This window comes from Synechocystis sp. FACHB-908, from assembly GCF_014698595.1.
Classification (GTDB): Bacteria; Cyanobacteriota; Cyanobacteriia; order Cyanobacteriales; family Microcystaceae; genus Synechocystis.
Genome location: NZ_JACJTH010000050.1, coordinates 1 through 15,861, shown reverse-complemented (window position 1 = coordinate 15,861; position 15,861 = coordinate 1). Strand labels below are relative to the sequence as shown.

General features: G+C 40.7%; 19 protein-coding genes and 1 pseudogene. 8 read left to right on the top strand and 12 right to left on the bottom strand.

Features of this window, described 5'->3' with window-relative positions:
* Positions 1 to 404 precede the first annotated feature (404 nt).
* The gene (locus tag H6G46_RS17890; protein ID WP_011153620.1) at positions 405 to 2,282 is read right to left on the bottom strand and encodes an AAA family ATPase; all 1,878 of its coding nucleotides are present in this window, start codon (positions 2,280 to 2,282) and stop codon (positions 405 to 407) included.
* 252 nt (positions 2,283 to 2,534) lie between these two features.
* Positions 2,535 to 3,206 carry a thermonuclease family protein gene (locus tag H6G46_RS17885; protein WP_223211228.1) on the bottom strand — a complete coding sequence of 224 codons (672 nt, stop codon included), beginning with the start codon at positions 3,204 to 3,206 and terminating at the stop codon, positions 2,535 to 2,537.
* Between the two features lie 56 nt (positions 3,207 to 3,262).
* Here H6G46_RS17885 and H6G46_RS17880 point away from each other — a divergent pair, with 56 nt between their 5' ends.
* Positions 3,263 to 3,565 carry a hypothetical protein gene (locus H6G46_RS17880; RefSeq protein WP_223211229.1) on the top strand — a complete coding sequence of 101 codons (303 nt, stop codon included), beginning with the start codon at positions 3,263 to 3,265 and terminating at the stop codon, positions 3,563 to 3,565.
* A gap of 82 nt (positions 3,566 to 3,647) precedes the next feature.
* Here H6G46_RS17880 and H6G46_RS17875 read toward each other — a convergent pair whose 3' ends face one another.
* Positions 3,648 to 5,093, bottom strand: coding sequence for a PLP-dependent aminotransferase family protein (locus H6G46_RS17875; protein ID WP_041428264.1), 1,446 nt, complete (start codon positions 5,091 to 5,093; stop codon positions 3,648 to 3,650).
* Between the two features lie 603 nt (positions 5,094 to 5,696).
* On the opposite strand from H6G46_RS17875, the gene H6G46_RS17870 reads away from it, so the two are divergent.
* Positions 5,697 to 6,116: a DUF2267 domain-containing protein gene (locus H6G46_RS17870; protein ID WP_011153624.1), complete on the top strand. Its 420-nt coding sequence runs from the start codon at positions 5,697 to 5,699 to the stop codon at positions 6,114 to 6,116.
* Positions 6,117 to 6,209: 93 nt separating this feature from the next.
* Positions 6,210 to 6,926: an SDR family oxidoreductase gene (locus H6G46_RS17865; RefSeq protein WP_011153625.1), complete on the top strand. Its 717-nt coding sequence runs from the start codon at positions 6,210 to 6,212 to the stop codon at positions 6,924 to 6,926.
* Positions 6,927 to 6,997: 71 nt separating this feature from the next.
* Here the strand turns inward: H6G46_RS17865 and H6G46_RS17860 are convergent, their stop codons facing one another.
* From H6G46_RS17860 to H6G46_RS17850, 3 genes are all read right to left on the bottom strand, one after another.
* The gene (locus H6G46_RS17860; RefSeq protein ID WP_223211230.1) at positions 6,998 to 7,855 is read right to left on the bottom strand and encodes a metal-dependent hydrolase; all 858 of its coding nucleotides are present in this window, start codon (positions 7,853 to 7,855) and stop codon (positions 6,998 to 7,000) included.
* Entirely contained in the window at positions 7,795 to 8,349 is a 555-nt protein-coding gene (locus tag H6G46_RS17855) for a hypothetical protein (protein ID WP_011153627.1), read from the bottom strand. The genes H6G46_RS17860 and H6G46_RS17855 overlap by 61 nt, the downstream gene beginning before the upstream one ends.
* A gap of 99 nt (positions 8,350 to 8,448) precedes the next feature.
* On the bottom strand, positions 8,449 to 8,697 hold the full coding sequence (locus H6G46_RS17850) for a hypothetical protein (RefSeq protein ID WP_011153628.1): 249 nt from the start codon (positions 8,695 to 8,697) through the stop codon (positions 8,449 to 8,451).
* Positions 8,698 to 9,068: 371 nt separating this feature from the next.
* Here H6G46_RS17850 and H6G46_RS17845 point away from each other — a divergent pair, with 371 nt between their 5' ends.
* Positions 9,069 to 9,314, top strand: coding sequence for a hypothetical protein (locus H6G46_RS17845; protein WP_011153629.1), 246 nt, complete (start codon positions 9,069 to 9,071; stop codon positions 9,312 to 9,314).
* A 136-nt stretch (positions 9,315 to 9,450) separates the two neighbouring features.
* Positions 9,451 to 10,788 (top strand): NAD(P)/FAD-dependent oxidoreductase, encoded by a 1,338-nt coding sequence (locus tag H6G46_RS17840; RefSeq protein WP_223211231.1) that lies wholly within the window; start codon positions 9,451 to 9,453, stop codon positions 10,786 to 10,788.
* Between the two features lie 112 nt (positions 10,789 to 10,900).
* Here the strand turns inward: H6G46_RS17840 and H6G46_RS17835 are convergent, their stop codons facing one another.
* From H6G46_RS17835 to H6G46_RS17810, 6 genes are all read right to left on the bottom strand, one after another.
* The gene (locus H6G46_RS17835; protein ID WP_011153631.1) at positions 10,901 to 11,332 is read right to left on the bottom strand and encodes a type II toxin-antitoxin system VapC family toxin; all 432 of its coding nucleotides are present in this window, start codon (positions 11,330 to 11,332) and stop codon (positions 10,901 to 10,903) included.
* Positions 11,329 to 11,616, bottom strand: a complete 288-nt coding sequence (locus H6G46_RS17830) for a type II toxin-antitoxin system prevent-host-death family antitoxin (protein WP_011153632.1) — start codon at positions 11,614 to 11,616, stop codon at positions 11,329 to 11,331. Before H6G46_RS17830 ends, H6G46_RS17835 begins: the two co-directional genes overlap by 4 nt.
* 135 nt (positions 11,617 to 11,751) lie before the next feature.
* Positions 11,752 to 11,958: a recombinase family protein gene (locus tag H6G46_RS17825; protein ID WP_242018681.1), complete on the bottom strand. Its 207-nt coding sequence runs from the start codon at positions 11,956 to 11,958 to the stop codon at positions 11,752 to 11,754.
* Positions 11,958 to 12,962 carry a WYL domain-containing transcriptional regulator gene (locus H6G46_RS17820; RefSeq protein WP_011153634.1) on the bottom strand — a complete coding sequence of 335 codons (1,005 nt, stop codon included), beginning with the start codon at positions 12,960 to 12,962 and terminating at the stop codon, positions 11,958 to 11,960. Before H6G46_RS17820 ends, H6G46_RS17825 begins: the two co-directional genes overlap by 1 nt.
* A gap of 389 nt (positions 12,963 to 13,351) precedes the next feature.
* On the bottom strand, positions 13,352 to 13,645 hold the full coding sequence (locus H6G46_RS17815; RefSeq protein ID WP_011153636.1) for an HNH endonuclease: 294 nt from the start codon (positions 13,643 to 13,645) through the stop codon (positions 13,352 to 13,354).
* Positions 13,646 to 13,792: 147 nt separating this feature from the next.
* Positions 13,793 to 13,999, bottom strand: coding sequence for a hypothetical protein (locus tag H6G46_RS17810; RefSeq protein WP_011153637.1), 207 nt, complete (start codon positions 13,997 to 13,999; stop codon positions 13,793 to 13,795).
* A gap of 220 nt (positions 14,000 to 14,219) precedes the next feature.
* Between H6G46_RS17810 and H6G46_RS17805 the strand changes: the two genes are divergently transcribed.
* From H6G46_RS17805 to H6G46_RS17795, 3 genes and pseudogenes are all read left to right on the top strand, one after another.
* Positions 14,220 to 14,657 (top strand): DUF6088 family protein, encoded by a 438-nt coding sequence (locus H6G46_RS17805; RefSeq protein WP_011153638.1) that lies wholly within the window; start codon positions 14,220 to 14,222, stop codon positions 14,655 to 14,657.
* Positions 14,658 to 14,796: 139 nt separating this feature from the next.
* Positions 14,797 to 15,252, top strand: a pseudogene (locus H6G46_RS17800) (nucleotidyl transferase AbiEii/AbiGii toxin family protein); the annotation flags it as partial.
* Positions 15,253 to 15,372: 120 nt separating this feature from the next.
* Complete coding sequence (locus tag H6G46_RS17795) at positions 15,373 to 15,588, top strand: hypothetical protein (RefSeq protein WP_041428265.1); 216 nt, start codon at positions 15,373 to 15,375, stop codon at positions 15,586 to 15,588.
* Positions 15,589 to 15,861: the final 273 nt, after the last annotated feature.

Genomic DNA, 15,861 nt, shown 5'->3' with positions numbered 1-15,861 from the left:
AAGCAAGGTTTAGGGTTGTTCCTTTGGTGTTGAGCAATGATTTTTTCCCGCCGCTATACTGGCAAACCCTGTGGAATGGGGGAATATTAACCTTCAGGCTTACCGAGCTACTAACTGGCGATCGCCCCAAAATCCCCTATTAAAATTCAGTGGCAGTTGGGGACTCCGTAGGTAATGTATGTAAACAAGAAATGTCAAACTCGTTTTTTCTTAATGCTAATCAGCTACGGATAAATTTTTTGTTCTTAACGCCTGAGTTCACCTGCATGTTTGGAGTGTAGTGGAAAAATGTCAGGTCCAACTATTTGTTATACATTGTTTCATTCCCCCTCTATACTCTCAATATTTTGTGCATAATGCGTATCCTGAATGATATGAATCATACACCTTGTTTGCATTAGTTTTTATTTTAATTTTAATGCTTTATTTACCATATCAATTGGATTACTTCCTTTCTTTATTCTTAGTGGAAAACCTTCGACTTCAAGGATATTGGAGGCAAGTTCAACTAAAAGATAAATGTCATTACCATCCTGTTCTTTGCTCAGTTTAAACAAACTTGATTTGGCTCCAAATAAATTATTTGAATGTAATCTCAATTCCGCATCTGAAGTTTCTTTCTTAATGCTCGCTAAAGCTGGTGTGATAACTGCAAGCAACAAGTCACGAATTGCTTCTGCTTCATTAATATCCTTTGCTTGAGAACAATATTTCAGAGCACTAAGGATATCGTCATATGCTGTAGTGACAGCCTCAATATTTGCCTCCATTAAACCATTTACTTCATAGGAAGCTGCATTCGGTTTTTCGTCATTTGTTAAATTAGATACATGCTGATAATAGCCTTCGACTGTTCCTTTCTTTAGAATAAAGCAACCTAGTTTTTCTAATAAGTCTAATAACGTCGACAATCTATGCTTAATAGAAACCCAATTCGCTCCATTGTCGATATTCAATATACTTGTCTCATCATTAGAGAACATCCAACAAAATGCACTTCTTCGCTTGGCAATTAGTTCGTCTTTATCTATATCTCTATTAATCCAATAATAGTGTAATTCAGCTTGTGCTTGGATATTACTCCATTGGTCAGCCACAAGTTTGCAAAAATCATTGTAAATGGTTCCTGCAAGTGCAGGGGCATCACGATGACCTAATTCATTTGCAAAAATATTCGCTTTGTCAAGACTCGTAAAGACTCCAATGATATCAAGATTATCAGTTAACGCATCTGCATCTGCAAGTAGTGCAGGAGACTTACCTATCAATCTCAATAATTTGATTACTACAGGAAACTGTCCTTTGCCAGTTACAGGAAGCACTTGAGAGCCAGCTGCCTCTAGATTAATATTAAGCTTTCTGTTAATTGCTGAACAAATGATTTCATCACTTGGGCCTTCTACCAGAAGAGGCGAGTGACAAAAAAGAGCCAATTTGTGTTCTTGCCCTAGTCTGGTTAAAAGAGCTTGTAATTTTCTACTTCGAAATTCACCTATTGAAGGGTCTATTTGAACAGCTTCTTCAAGAATGTCTTTACAAAAAACTATTGTTGAAAGTTGTTCTACAGAATTAACCTCAATAAATTCAGTCGAATGCGTAGAGATAAATACCAGTTTTTTACCAGCTTCATTATTAGGACCCGCAACTTTTAAAATTTCATCCATTACGAAGGATTGTAATTGCGGATGAAGCGACACTTCAGGTTCATCGATTAGTAGGCAACCTACTTCATCATCGTATAAGGCTGCTAGAATTGCAACCAGATGTAGAAGACCACTCGCCTCACGTGCAGAAGAATAATTCGAGCTAGTTTCTTGGTCTACTCTAGAGAAAAATACTTTAAGATTTCCACCGTCCCAATCTAACATTAAGTCTCTTTTAAATAGCTTTCTAAGTCTTTCTTGAACTTTAATGAGTATATCGGGACGTTCAGATAAAGTCCCAAAATCACCTAAAATTGTTTCGTTCTTATGTCTTCTGGTTGTAGATGATTTGTCGCCAAATGTTGCTTGATCAAACCTTATTTGCCTTCCTCTTTGACCATCATAATCTGACCGGTAGGCTTCCATCGGACCTAGCCTTCCAGCAGAAATATATCTTATTTTTTTTCCATTTGCATAACTTCTAAGGCTTAATTTCAACCCTCTTAGTAGTTGGGTTTTACCAGAACCATTTGGACCTAGAAAAGTCGTAACACCTCCATTGATAGTAATGGTCTTATTCTGGATGCCAGTTATGCCTGAATCGCTTAGGTTTATATTTATATCAAAGGGAAATATCATAGATTTTTTCAAATTGGCACAAACATTTATATATATTCTATTGCGTTTATATGTTCTTTTGTCATTTGCTTTTTTTTACTCAGAAGTTTATCAGTGATAATTACATGTATAACTATTGATTATACGGAAATTTTCCGTACAACACTCTTTGAGGTAACTATATGTGGAAACTTTCGGCACATCACTCCATTTAGGCATGATCGCCAGAAAGTTTCCGAGTGATTCTAGCTTTAGTTGATCGCCAACCAACCCCTACTTATTCCTTCCACGCCAATTCCAAGGGCGTTCAGCATCTCCATTAGCCCAAACCCCAGCTTTAGATGAGATTGCCTCCTGTTCCAGGAATTCATACTGTTCTGCATTCTCAGGGCACGATCTCTTATATCGTTCATAGTAGTGCGCCATACCTGCCAAAACCATTTCGCCATTGACCCCCACTTCAAGCCCTGGCGTGTCGGTTATTGCAAAAACTTCCACCACACTGCGCCCATACTGATCTTTTCCCGCACCCATCAGAATGATTTCCCGATTATCCGTCAACATTGACCGGAGATAATCCCTTGCTTCCACTCCACCAGCTTGTTCTAGTTCCGGGGCATCAATGCAGGCCAACCTCACCTTAATTTCTTCATTAGTGACATCCGCCACGGCCCGAAAGGTATCCCCATCATGGACTGAACCAGGCTTAACCCGCCAAGTTTTATCAGGAGTTCGGTTCTGGGTCACCATGGTATTAGAGGCCATCTCCTGCATTTGCTTCTGACTGCAAGCAGTAATCATGGTGGTGCATAGAGATAGGATTAGCCAAATATTTTTGTCCATACTATTACTGAATAAAATCTGGCAATTATAAACGTCAAAGCTGTAATTGATGCAAAAAATAAAGCAAAAAGTAATGCCATAAATCGCTAACAAAAAGAGCATTGACAAAAAGAGAGGGACATATAAAATAGCCCCACTCAATGACACTCCCTGCAATTATGAAATACAAAATACTTTCCAGTCTAGCGTTGGTGACGCTAGGCATAACGGCGCTTGCCCCTGGTGCATTTGCCAACCCAACAGTAGGGCGCGAAACCCGCACCGGGGACATTTACGTTTCTGGTTTGGGTAGTTATCAATCCATCAAAGGGGAATATTCATCCCTGCCCAGATCCACCAATAAAAATGCCAACGAGTGCGGTGTGATCAAACTAAGTGGTTCCTCCGCCAGTTTGCCCATAAATGGTCGTAGCTACTCAGTTGGGCCAAATAGCGTTCACTGTCCCCTTCCCCAAAATTGACCTTTTAATTTATGAACCACGGTATCCATAATAATTTTTCTCTAAATTCTCTTTAATTTAAAATTGCCTTGAATTGTAAAGTTTATTTTGTCTGCTCATGCAAAAGTTGTCCAAGTACAATCATTGCTTGCTGAATCTCTTCTGTAAAAGGCAAACCAAAATTAAGTCGAAAACAGTTACGATAACCGCCAGATGAAGAAAACATACTACCTGGAGCAATGGCAATATTATGACGTAATGCATCCTCGTATAGCTGAAGAGTATCAACTATTTCTGGCATTTCAATCCAGAGAATATAGCCTCCTTTTGGCCTAGATACTCTGGTCATTTTAGGAAAGTAATTACAAATCGCCTGAGTCATATCCATCATTTGCGCCTGGTAGGTGCGTCTTAGCTTCCGCAAATGGCGATCATAACCACCATTCGCTAAAAATGCAGCGATTGTCAGTTGTGGAGCAACTGCTGTCATATAATTAGTCGTCATCTTTAGTTGCTCAACTTTTGTCTGATAACGTCCCGGTACAGCCCAGCCAATTCTTAATCCAGGTGATAATGTTTTGCTTATAGATGAACAATACAGGACTAAACCCTGAGTATCAAAGGATTTGATTGATTTTGGGCGATTTCCAGTAAAGTTAAGATCACCATAAATGTCATCTTCAATTAATGGAACATTATAATGATTAATTAAACCTATAAGCTGTTTCTTTTTAGAATCACTCATGCAACTACCTAAAGGGTTGCTAAAATTTGCAATTAGGACACAAGCTGAAATTTGATCGTTTTTCAAAGCATCTTCGAGGTGTATTAGCGAGATACCATGTTGAGGATGAGTCGGTAACTCTAGAATCCGGAGGTGAAGAGCTTCAAGGGTTTCCAACAAAAGATGATAAGTAGGAGATTCGATGACAACGGTATCACCGGGTTTTGTGACAGCCTTTAAGGAAAGATAGAGTGCTTCCGTCGTTCCATTCGTAATAACGATCTGATCTGGTGTAATAGAGCAACCAGTGTCTATGAGACGACGTGCTACTTCATGACGTAATTCTTCACAGCCTTGTGGTGAACTATAGCGATGGGTAACTTCGGGCTTAGCCCGTATCACTTGCCCCATCAAACGATTGAGGGTAGCTATAGGTAAAAGATTGCTACCAGCGATCGCCGCCCCTAAGCCAATGATTCCAGGTTTCAACATTGAATTATTTACACGGAAGGCTAAAGACGTATCAACAGGATTATCGGCAGACTGAGGTGTGCTGGGACTAGGCTCGTCGGGTAGGAAATTCAATATGGTTTTGACAAAGTAGCCTGACTGGGGACGAGCTTCGATTAATCCTCGATCCTCAAGTAGGCGATAAGCTTCCAAGACTGTTGAAATACTTACTGACCACTGCTGATGTAATTTTCGCACCGATGGTAGGCGATCGCCTGGCTGGAAAGTCCCTTCGCTAATCAGTCCATGAATTTGATCCGCTACCGTTTGGTAGAGGGTCTGATTAGGCGAGGTTGTCATAAACTTAGGCTTCATTTTTTGTTTCTAAATTAGAAAAGCATTACAGTTAAGCTGATTAGTAACCATAACAGTTGCTGAAAAGTAAACTGTATCCATAACAATTTATTGTAACTGCATCTTTCTTATTTGAAATAAATGAGTAAAATTTTTATATAAGTCGATTAATTCTTTTAAAAAATAGAATAGTTATTAATGTCCAATTAAATAATTTAATGCTATTTTATTGCTCCACTAAATTTCATTTCTGAAAAAATGACTAATCAAAACTTTTGTGAAAATTGTGTAAACACAATAAAAGATTGTCTCTCAATTATCAGTCCATTTCATGAAAAACTCTATTTTTTGCAACGCATCAAAGAAAGAATAAATGGGCTACTTTATTCATTAGTAAATATATTAGCCTACTGTAACGAACCCAAAATATCTAGAAAAGTTAGCCGCTACGGTGATATATACTTTGAAGTTTACGATCCAATTTTTAATAAGCATATGAGTTTTGGTTCTGAACAAGAAGTTAGAACTTGGCTAGAGCATAGATGTCATTATTAAATCTATAAAACTTATAACTAGGGCGGGCTATAATTATGTGGAAACACTAAAAAGCCCAAAGAAAATATTATGCCAGTACCTGCAGAATATCAGCGTGCTTCAGATAATTTTTATGAGTATTTAGTAGATACCCGTAACATAGCAGGATTATGGAGCACACATGTAGCCTATACGATGACCCAAGGTGTTTTTCAAGTATTTCGCCGGAGACTTTCTACAGAAAATGCTATTGCTTTTGCCAATGTTTTGCCAGTCTGCTTAAGGGCTCTTTTTGTCACTGACTGGAATATACACGAGTCTAAAAAACCTTTTGGAGATTATGCAGAGATGATTCAAGAAGTGAAATTATTGCGAGAGGAACACAATTTTTCTCCTGATACGGCCATTAGAGATGTAGCTATTGCTTTGAGGAAACATATAAACGAAAAAGCTTTTCAAAAAGTTCTTTCTACTTTTCCTAAGGAAGCGGCTGATTTTTGGAACGTATAAATTTTCACTTATAAACTAAATACTATTTGGTCAATTAAATTCTTATTTGGATTTTCAAAGGACAATATTAATTATTTATAGGAAACTAAACCAATGAAGTTAATGGTTATTGGTGCAAGCAAAGGACTTGGTAAAGCATTTGTTGAGGGATTATGTTCTGACGGTGATATGGTGATTGGTGTATCCCGTAGTCAACCACAAGATTTACGATTACCTGAGTCTATTTTATTAGACTGGATTGAGGCTGATTTAGAAAAACCTTTGCAAGCTATACAAATCCTTAAAAAATATACACCGAATGAGCTTGATGTACTTATTTACAATTTAGGAATATGGGAAAAAACAGCATTTTCAGAAGAATATAGTTTCTTGGATGATGAAGATAAAAGCTTGATTGATATGGTGAATGTTAATATAACTAGTGCCATTCTCGTTTTGAAACACCTTATCCCAAGGTTACTTAAAAGTTCTCAACCTAGGCTAATTCTGACTGGATCAACATCAGGATTGCGACAAAGTGGGAGACCAGAAGTTACCTTTGGCGCATCAAAATTTGCGCTTTCTGGAATTGCTGATGCATTACGAGAAAGCTTTAGAAGTGAAGGCTTGGGTGTTACCTGTTTACAACTCGGCTATCTCAACACAGAAGATTCGCTTCAAGTTCCAGTAGCTGAAGCTGCCCAGAGAGGAAATGGGGAACTTATTCCCCTGCACGATGTAATCAATTTAGTCAAAGCAATCATAAACATGTCAAAAGCATCTTATGTGCGTGAGCTTGTGCTTCCAGCAATACAAGATGAAAGGTTTTGAGGTATTTGCCGAGGAGTAAAAATTGCTTTATGAGACTGAACAGAATTTTGTGTAGATGACATTCAGTATGACTAATCCTCCCCGGTGCCCAGCACCAGCAATTTAACCTGTACCACCTGATTTCTGAGCCGTGACCATTCCCGAAAAGTTGCGGCTTTTTGCCGGTCGTAGCTACTCAGTTGGGCCAGATAGCGTTCACTGTCCCCTTCTCCAAAGGGGTAGGAAACCTTGGCAATTTCGAGGCGTTGCTTATCCCGCTTGGCGATCGCCACTACGAAGACCATCAGCCAATATTCAGCGGCACTGCCAGTGGAAATCCTCAGATTACGATTACCGGGGCAAACACAACGCACCCCCAACGGGTAAAACATTTCCACCCCGGATTTGGTGAAGCAGTCCAAAAACCAACCGGCAAAATAGCCAATATTAATGGCATGGATAATTACTAGGGGAATCACCGGGGCCAAAAACCAAAGCCCGTAGGACACCACCGCCAAAGTCAGGGAAGCTAATAGGGAATGGGTTGCACTGCGATGGGAAAATCTTTGCTCCAGGGGCCGGGAAATAAACGGTAATATCCGACCGGCGGGACTGGTGCTGATGTCGATGTCCGGCAACAGACTGGCGATCGCCATCAGCAGGGTTTTGGGGGTAGCTGGTTCAAAGTATTGGCACGTCACCCCATCGGATAACAGTCGTTCCCACACCTGACGCACCAGATAGGTTTTACCCATGCCTTCCCCCGATGTCACCAACACTGACCGAGCGGAATAAAGGGAATGGAGTAAACCTTCCAGCTCCGGTTGCCGATAACAGGCTTCGACTGCTGGCTGGGCCACTTCCTCTTCGTTCCATTGATCTAGATCATCTAGGCCGCCAGTTGACCATGGTTCTGGTTGCTCTGGTAAGCCTTCGCCTTCGTAATCCATTGGGAAGCTATCACTAACGGGTTCTGGGGCTTTGGGGCGATGGCCACCTTGGACTGCTCCACCTGGGCTTGGAGATCCGCCGGTAAATGTTGGGGATTTTTCAGGATTTCAGCAGTTAGTAAATTCTGGGCAATTAAGATCCCCGCCGCTTGATTTTGGGCCGCCCGGATCAGCTCAGCGTGACCCAGTTCCTCGTCCCCTTCTAGGGCATCAAAATTAATCACTTCCCCATATTGTTCTAGTTCTCCTTCATCGGTGATCATGGTCAATTGTCCTGGTTTGGGATAATCGGCCATTTTGCCCCCATCACTTATCCAGCGATGCAGGTTATCAAGTTCAGCCATTTGTTCATTGGACAAACTGAACAAATCATCAACTTTGTCCAACGAATAGCCTAAATATTTCAGCCGATTGAACACCGTTGTCCGGGCTACCCCGTAGGATTTTTCCAGTTGTTGTACAACGTCACCTTTGGATTTTCCAGCGATGGACATTTTTTTAATCTCCCAAATATTTTTTTGTGGAACTTGTCGTTTAGGGGATTCTATATGACAATTTTTTTCTGTCAAGTCCAATGCTGTCCAACGCTGAACTTAAATTTGTCCAACGTAAAGGAGTAAAAATCCAGCGGCGATCCGTCGGACAAATTGCCCTTTGCCAGTGGACAAAATCTTGTTTTCGCTGGACAAACGCTGTAAATGTCTAGTGATTTGTCTAACGCTCTTGTTGCACAAACTGGACAATTCTTCCTTGGTCTTTGGACTGTCCAGCGCATCTAGTATTAGTTGGCGGACAACCTCACCTTGTTTGTGAGTAGGCCACTCATTGGGGTTAAAGTCCATAGTGAACTCCTTAAAATTAGTAATTTATATTGTCCAATAGCTAAATAAAAATGACCACAAATATTGGAAAATTTAACTTTCTTTAAAGCTTTGCTGATTTATCCATTAATACTCTGACAACCCTGGTTAACTGCTGAGTTGATTGTTGGAGATGCTGTTAAGTAGGGTCTAAAATGTAACGATATTTACCAATGTCAGTAGCAAATTTTAGACAAGGTAATAGATCCCAATAATTTTTACTAGGGGTTTCTAACCTGGCGATCTCTACCAAGTCTGATTAAAGTTAGGTGGGCAAGGCCCTATCTGCCCAAATACTTTTTACTGCTGTTCAATGGTGCCGGTGATTATTACCATCAATCTCGTGATCAACAATGATTAACCAAGCTATTCAATTAGCCCAACTATTTGGCAATCTCTTAACTATGGCCGATTACAGCATGGCTTGCGCTTTGCTATCCCCGGAACGGCAACGGCAATATCCACCCATGGAACCGAATGATGTCGTCTGGTTATACGTTTCTTTAGAGGGGGAAGATTTTGTGGAGGCTGTATCGGTGATTATCGAAGATCGGGAAGGAAAATTAGCAATTCGTTGGCTTGAGTGGGGTAGGCCCTGAATCCGTTACTCTTTACTTGATACCTTAAAGACAATCTAAATTGTCTCTATTTGATTTTTAGTGTTCTATGTTGAATAAAGTCTACTGAGGGCATGAGATGATCAGGCGACGAAGTTTTTTTAAACTAAGTCAGTTAATGTTTGTAAGTTATTTGCTTAGTACCAGTTGTGGCAAAAATAACACACCTGTTACTGCGAATGATGCCCCATCTATTTTGATTATTGGTGCGGGTTTGGCGGGTTTGGCTGCTGCCCAAAGCTTAATGAAACAGGGCTATACTGTACGAGTATTGGAAGCAAGAGATCGTCTTGGCGGACGGACTTGGACAAGTAATTATTGGGATGATGCGCCATTAGATATGGGAGCATCTTGGATTCAGGGTACTGAGGGCAATCCGATTACTGAGCTAGCTGAAAAAATTGCAACACCTTTGGTAATGACTAGTTACGATAATGCGATCACCTATGAGGTTGGGGGTCAGCCGTTCACTGCTAAAGAAGATCGAATTATTGAACAATTAGAAAAAAAATGGCAAGGGGCGATCGCCACCGCTCAAAATGGAGATGGGGATCAATCTTTGCAAGCCGTCATTGAAAATGTATTCGATCTAGAGAATCAACCCCTTGAAACTAAGCAAATTATTGATTGGTATATGAACAGCACTATCGAACACGAATATGCTGGCAGTCTCAAAGACACATCAATTTATTGGTTTGATGGGGATGGTGGTTTTGGCGGTGATGATGCAATTTTTGTGGAAGGATATCAGGCGATCGTGAATTATTTAGCAAAAGATATTTCCATTGAATTAAATCAAATTGTTGAATCTATTGATTACTCGGAGGAAATCCCGAAAATTATTACCAATCAAGGGGCTTATACCGCAGATCAAGTTATTATTACGCTACCCCTTGGTGTTCTCAAATCAGGACAGGTGAAATTTATTCCTGAACTGCCATCTCCTAAACGTAAAGCAATTAAAGCTCTCGGTATGGGTATTTTAAACAAGTGTTATTTGCGTTTTCCTAAGGTATTTTGGCCAAAAAAAGTAGACTGGATCGAACAGGTTCCCACAGAACGGGGTTTGTGGTCAGAATGGGTTAATATTTTCCGAGTGAATCAACTGCCGATTCTGCTGGGTTTTAATGCAGCAGATGAGGGCAAAGAAATCGAAACCTGGACAGATGAGGAAATTATTAAAAGTGCAATGAAAACTTTAAGGCATCTTTTTGGTGACGATATTCCAGATCCTACGGATTATCAAATTACCCGTTGGCAATCTGATTCTTTTAGTAGAGGATCCTATTCTTTTAATGCCCTTGGTAGTCACCCTGATATGCGGGATCATCTGGCCAAATCTCTTAATGACCAAATATTTTTTGCGGGGGAAGCGACAGAGCGTGATTATTTTGCTACAGCCCATGGTGCTTATTTATCTGGCCTCAGGGTTGCTGAAGAGATCAATAATCTTTAACTCTCCAAAATCAATATATAAATATTCTATTTACTTTATTGGCAGGGGGCGTGTTTCAGCTAGTTTTTGCTATTGAAATTATGATCTCTGGCGATCGCCATCAGGAAAAATTTTATTGGGCAAAAAGGAATGGATTAAAGACGGGAACCCCTGATTTTTCAAAGTCCCCTACATTGCGGGTCACAACGCACAGATCATGGACAACGGCGATCGCCGCAATAAATAAATCCGGTTGACTGAAGGTATAGTTTTGCTTGCGTCCCTTTTCCACTAGCCATCGCCACTGCAAAATTACATCTTCATCTACTCCCAAAAGGCGATCTCCAAACCAGGGGCGTAAAACCTGATCTAGCCATTGGTTTAATTCCTGACGAAATGCTTCATCTTCAGCCTTTTCTATACCAAAACGAATTTCCGCCATCGTAATGGTGCTGAGATAAAAGGAGGTGGGCGATTGGCGATCGGCCCAAGCTTTCACCGCTGGATGACAATTTTTCTTACGCAGTTCTGAAATTACGTTGGTATCCAATAGCCAACCCTTCATAGCTCCAATTCTCTGACGGGACTTTGGACGCTGGAATGCTCAAAATCGAGGCGATTCAATGGAGATTGGGAAAGAAATTCGTGGATATTGGGTTGGGCCATCAAGGGCAAAAGTTTAGCAAATTGGTCAGCAGCAAGAACCACCACGGCATCTTTGCCGCGCACTGTAACAAGCTGGGGATTTTCCCCCTGGGCTAAGCGTACCAGTTCGCTAAAACGGGCTTTGGCATCTTCCAATTTCCAAGTTTGCAGGGCATCTAGACCTTGGGTTGCTGAATTAGTCATTTTATTACCTGACTATACCTAGTCAGATTCTAGCCTAAAATTCTCCCTATTCGTATTCAATTTCCAGCTTTTTAACTGAAGACCAGCAGTGAGCCCCCTTAATGAGAATGAGTAATTGTAAAAAATGTCCCTCCTTTACAAAAAACCACCATTTTTACTTAAAAATTCATGTTCTCTATTGATAATATTACTTACAGTCTTGGCATACCATCTTCCCCCACGGGACGTTTTTACCCTCGACTCGTTCAGTCGCTTGGCGATCGCCGAATATAAAAAATAATTGTGATCGGCATTAAGCACTGTTCCTTTAATGGGAAAAGCAAGATCAATAAAATTAGTCATCATTCAAAATCTCCTGTTTCGTTTTGTCGGGCTATCACCTCAGTCTCTTCTTGAAGTAATTTGACCAACTCCGGTGGTGACTTGACCAAAGCATCCTTGCCATAACCCAATACCCAACGCTTCACCTCCTGAAGCCCTCCGACCTCTAGGTGTAAAGTCAGAGAACCATCATGGTGTTCATCAATTACCTGGGAATGATGCCATTTCCACTCCCGAATATAGGGAGCCACCTTACAAGTAAAGTCAATCACTACTTCGTGGAGGCAATTGCCTTTTTCTATCTGAAAGGCATTTTTACTGTACTTTTTCCAATCAAAGTTAGGGTTAGGCTCAAAATATTCATCTAGGATGCGATACTCTCGAATACGGTCTAAACGGAACTCCCTAAACGCCTGACGATTATGGCAGAAAGCCACTAAATAGGGATTACTACCCCGATAAATATCTAAATAATAAGGATCAACAATTCGTTCTGATTCTTCATTTCTGCCTGCTGTGTAGTAACGTATCCACAACTGACGAGAAGATTTCCAAGCTTCATGCAATATCTGATAAATATCTGGGTCAAGATTTAACAATTCTGCTCCAGGTCGAAAGTTAATCTTTTCATCAACTAACTTCTCTAAATTAACCCAAACTTTTTCAGGCAAACGTGTCGCCAATTGTTTAATGGATGATTTTAACTCAGCTTCGTAGGCAGTACCAGAATAGGCTTCTAATGCCTTTGCGCCCAACGTCAAAGCAAACAATTCCCCTTGGGTCAAAGGGATTGTTGGTAAACGCCAAGTATTATCCGAATAGTAGTAACCTTTAGACTGATTAAATTGAATAGGAGCATTAAATCTATCTCTTAAAAAAGCAAAGTCGAGACGAATCGTTCTTTCCGCTACACTTAATTTCTCAGCAATTACTTTTGCTGTATAACGAATAGGTGAGCGAATATATTCATCAATTGCTAGTAGTCGTTCAAGCTGTCGAGGGGAAAGTACATTTTGAGCCGTCATTGATTGGTCATCTCAACTCATTACTTACATCCTAAAATACAGCCCCTGCAAAAAACTTTCAGCGTATAAAAATATTATTTTCTAAAGCCGCCAGCCGCTTCTCAATACGACTAACCCTCTCCACCAGGGGCAACTTATCGTTATCCCCAACATAAGAGGCAATAGGAGCCAGAACTCCCTCAGTTACCGTCAAGCCCTGGTGGTCAAGGTAAGACTGTAACTGGCTTAGCAGTGGATCTGGAACCCGGATAGATAATCGCCGACTTTTCATAACTGACGATAGATTTTTACTGTATGACGGAATGCTAACGTAAAATAAGATCAGCCGTTGCAAAGTCTTAACAAATCGTGATAGTTAAACAAGGAAAAGTTTGGCTCATTCCTATCCCCTAGTAAAATTCCAACGATAATTGCCCCAGTGAAATATTCCCCTGTTGCCTACGGTGGTAATAAAGGTGACAGAGGGAGCATAAAGCCATCAAATTACTAGGGGAGTTATTACTTGGATCATAATCACAGTGATGAACCGCCATCCTGAACCGATACCGTTCTTCCTTTAATAACCCCTTCCCCTCCCCCGGCTTGAGGCATTGCACCCCGCACCGTTCACAGACCCAGTTAACGGACTGCTTTTTGCTCAGGGCCAACTGGGGCCAGTTAGGAGAATAATGATCACCTTTCATAAATAACTTGTCCAGCGAAAATAAAGGCTACTGGACAAAAGAAATTTAGATAGAGTAAGGGTTTTAGATATGATGTCCAGTCTTTTAACCAAAATGTCCAGTGATATGTCCAGTTAAAACTGGATAGATTAAACGGTAATAGCCAGTTTAAATTTTCTCGACAATCCAGGCGGACTGATTACCGATTTTGCCCGATCGCCGAAATATCCAGCAACCCCTAGTAAAAGTTTCACCCTTGGGCTTAACCCCTAGTAATTTTTTAATCTCCGTAGTGCTCAAAATCCAATTATGGGTGGCAGCTTCTTCCAATTCTCGATGTTTGTCCAGTGGCGATCGTCGATTAAAGGACTGCATTAAGTTAAGCAGAGTAAGGGTTTGGGGGTTTATATCCAGTGTGTCCAGGGAGTTGTCCAGCCCAGACTTGACAATATCCGGTAAAATTTCCAGTCCAAAGCTTACAGTTTCAACGGGGGTGGTTTTGGCGATCTAGACTGACAACTTAAGATTCAGGATGGGGTTCTTTAACTACATTTCCCATAAAATGTAGCTATCATCTGTTGATAGCCCATTCATAATGCGAAGACGCAGACCTACCAGGCGAAGGGTTTCTTCGCGAATTGTCACACAAAGCATTGCTGACCAAATTGCTAATAGTCAGCAACAGGTATTTATGCGTCAAGATTTTGAGGATTTGGGTAATTATGAGCAGGTAGGGCGATCGCTACGCAGTTTAATACAACAAAATCAGCTAATTCGGATTGGCCAGGGTTTATACGCCAAGGCCCAGATTTCTCCTCTCAGTGGCAAACCAGTTCCCAGACTTGGTATCAAAGAATTGGCCAAAGAGGCCCTACAACGTCTTGAGGTGGAAACATTTCCTTCGAGCTATGAAAAGCAGTACAACGACGGAAAAACGACTCAAGTTCCCACTGGTCGTGTAATTGGTGTTAAGGGAAGAGTACAAAGGCGCATTGGTTACAACGGCAAATACGTTAAGTTTGAGCATGTCTAGCACCCTGGCAATCACAGAAATTATCCAGGCGATCGCCGCTGAGTTCGTTGTTGATGAATGCTTTATCGAGAAAGACTGGTACGCCATGCGGATTATTGGAGTATTGAGCCAAATTCAAGATCCCACATTTCAATTAGTCTTTTCTGGGGGAACCAGTCTTTCTAAGGGCTTTGGTTTAATTCAACGTTTTTCTGAAGATCTGGATTTTAAGGTTAAAATCATCAACAATCACCCGCCTTCTAAAAATCGGCAACAAAAACAAAGAAAAGCTTTTCGGGACAAGATTTTAGAAAATCTAGAACAATATCAAACAGATTGGCAAGTAGATCTAAATGCTTTACAGAAGGGGAATGAATCAAAATTTTTTAAAGTCCCAATTCGCTATCAGCCCCTTTTTCAGGTGTCTAATTCCCTACGTCCCCATGTACAGTTGGAAGTCACATTTGAATCTCCCGCACTGGAGCCAGAGCTAAAAGATCTTCAGTCCTTTGTCGGAAAAGCTCTCAAACAACAACCAGAGGCAATTAACTTCCCCTGTGTTAATCCAATTGAAACAGCAGCAGATAAGCTCAGTGCTTTGGTCTGGCGGATTTAAAATCGCAATCGTAATAGTAAAAATGATGATGCAACCTTAGTAAGACACTTACATGATTTAGGCGCGTTAGCAAACTTAATTCAGAGGTCCAAGAATTTTCCTCAACTCGTTTTAGATTGTTTGAGTAATGATAAACATCGTGGGGACAAAGAAACCGCGATTACAGAACCTCTCGAAGCTATTGACTTTTTAGTACAAATTTTTGAGATAGATGGTGAATATTCAAAAGAATATAAACAGTTTGTCGAGGGAATGTCCTATGCTGAGGATTCTCAAAGATTAGGCTTTTCCCATGCCTTACAGGTACTGATAAATTTGAGATTGCTCTTTGAATGATAGTCATTTCAAATAAAGCTGAGACGCTAAACACTACAATGAAAGCAGATAATTTCACCCTCCTTTATATCTCCTCTGGTTCAATTTTTGACGTAGGAGATCGCCGGTTGATAACCCCTTCCCCTTCCCAGGTTTGAGGCATTGCACCCCACACCGTTCGCAGACCCAATGAACAGACTGCTTTTTGGTGATGGCTATATTTTTCCAGTCGGGAGAATAACGGTCATCCTTCATCAACTCCACAAACCCCTAGTAATTTCATCAAACTCTTAA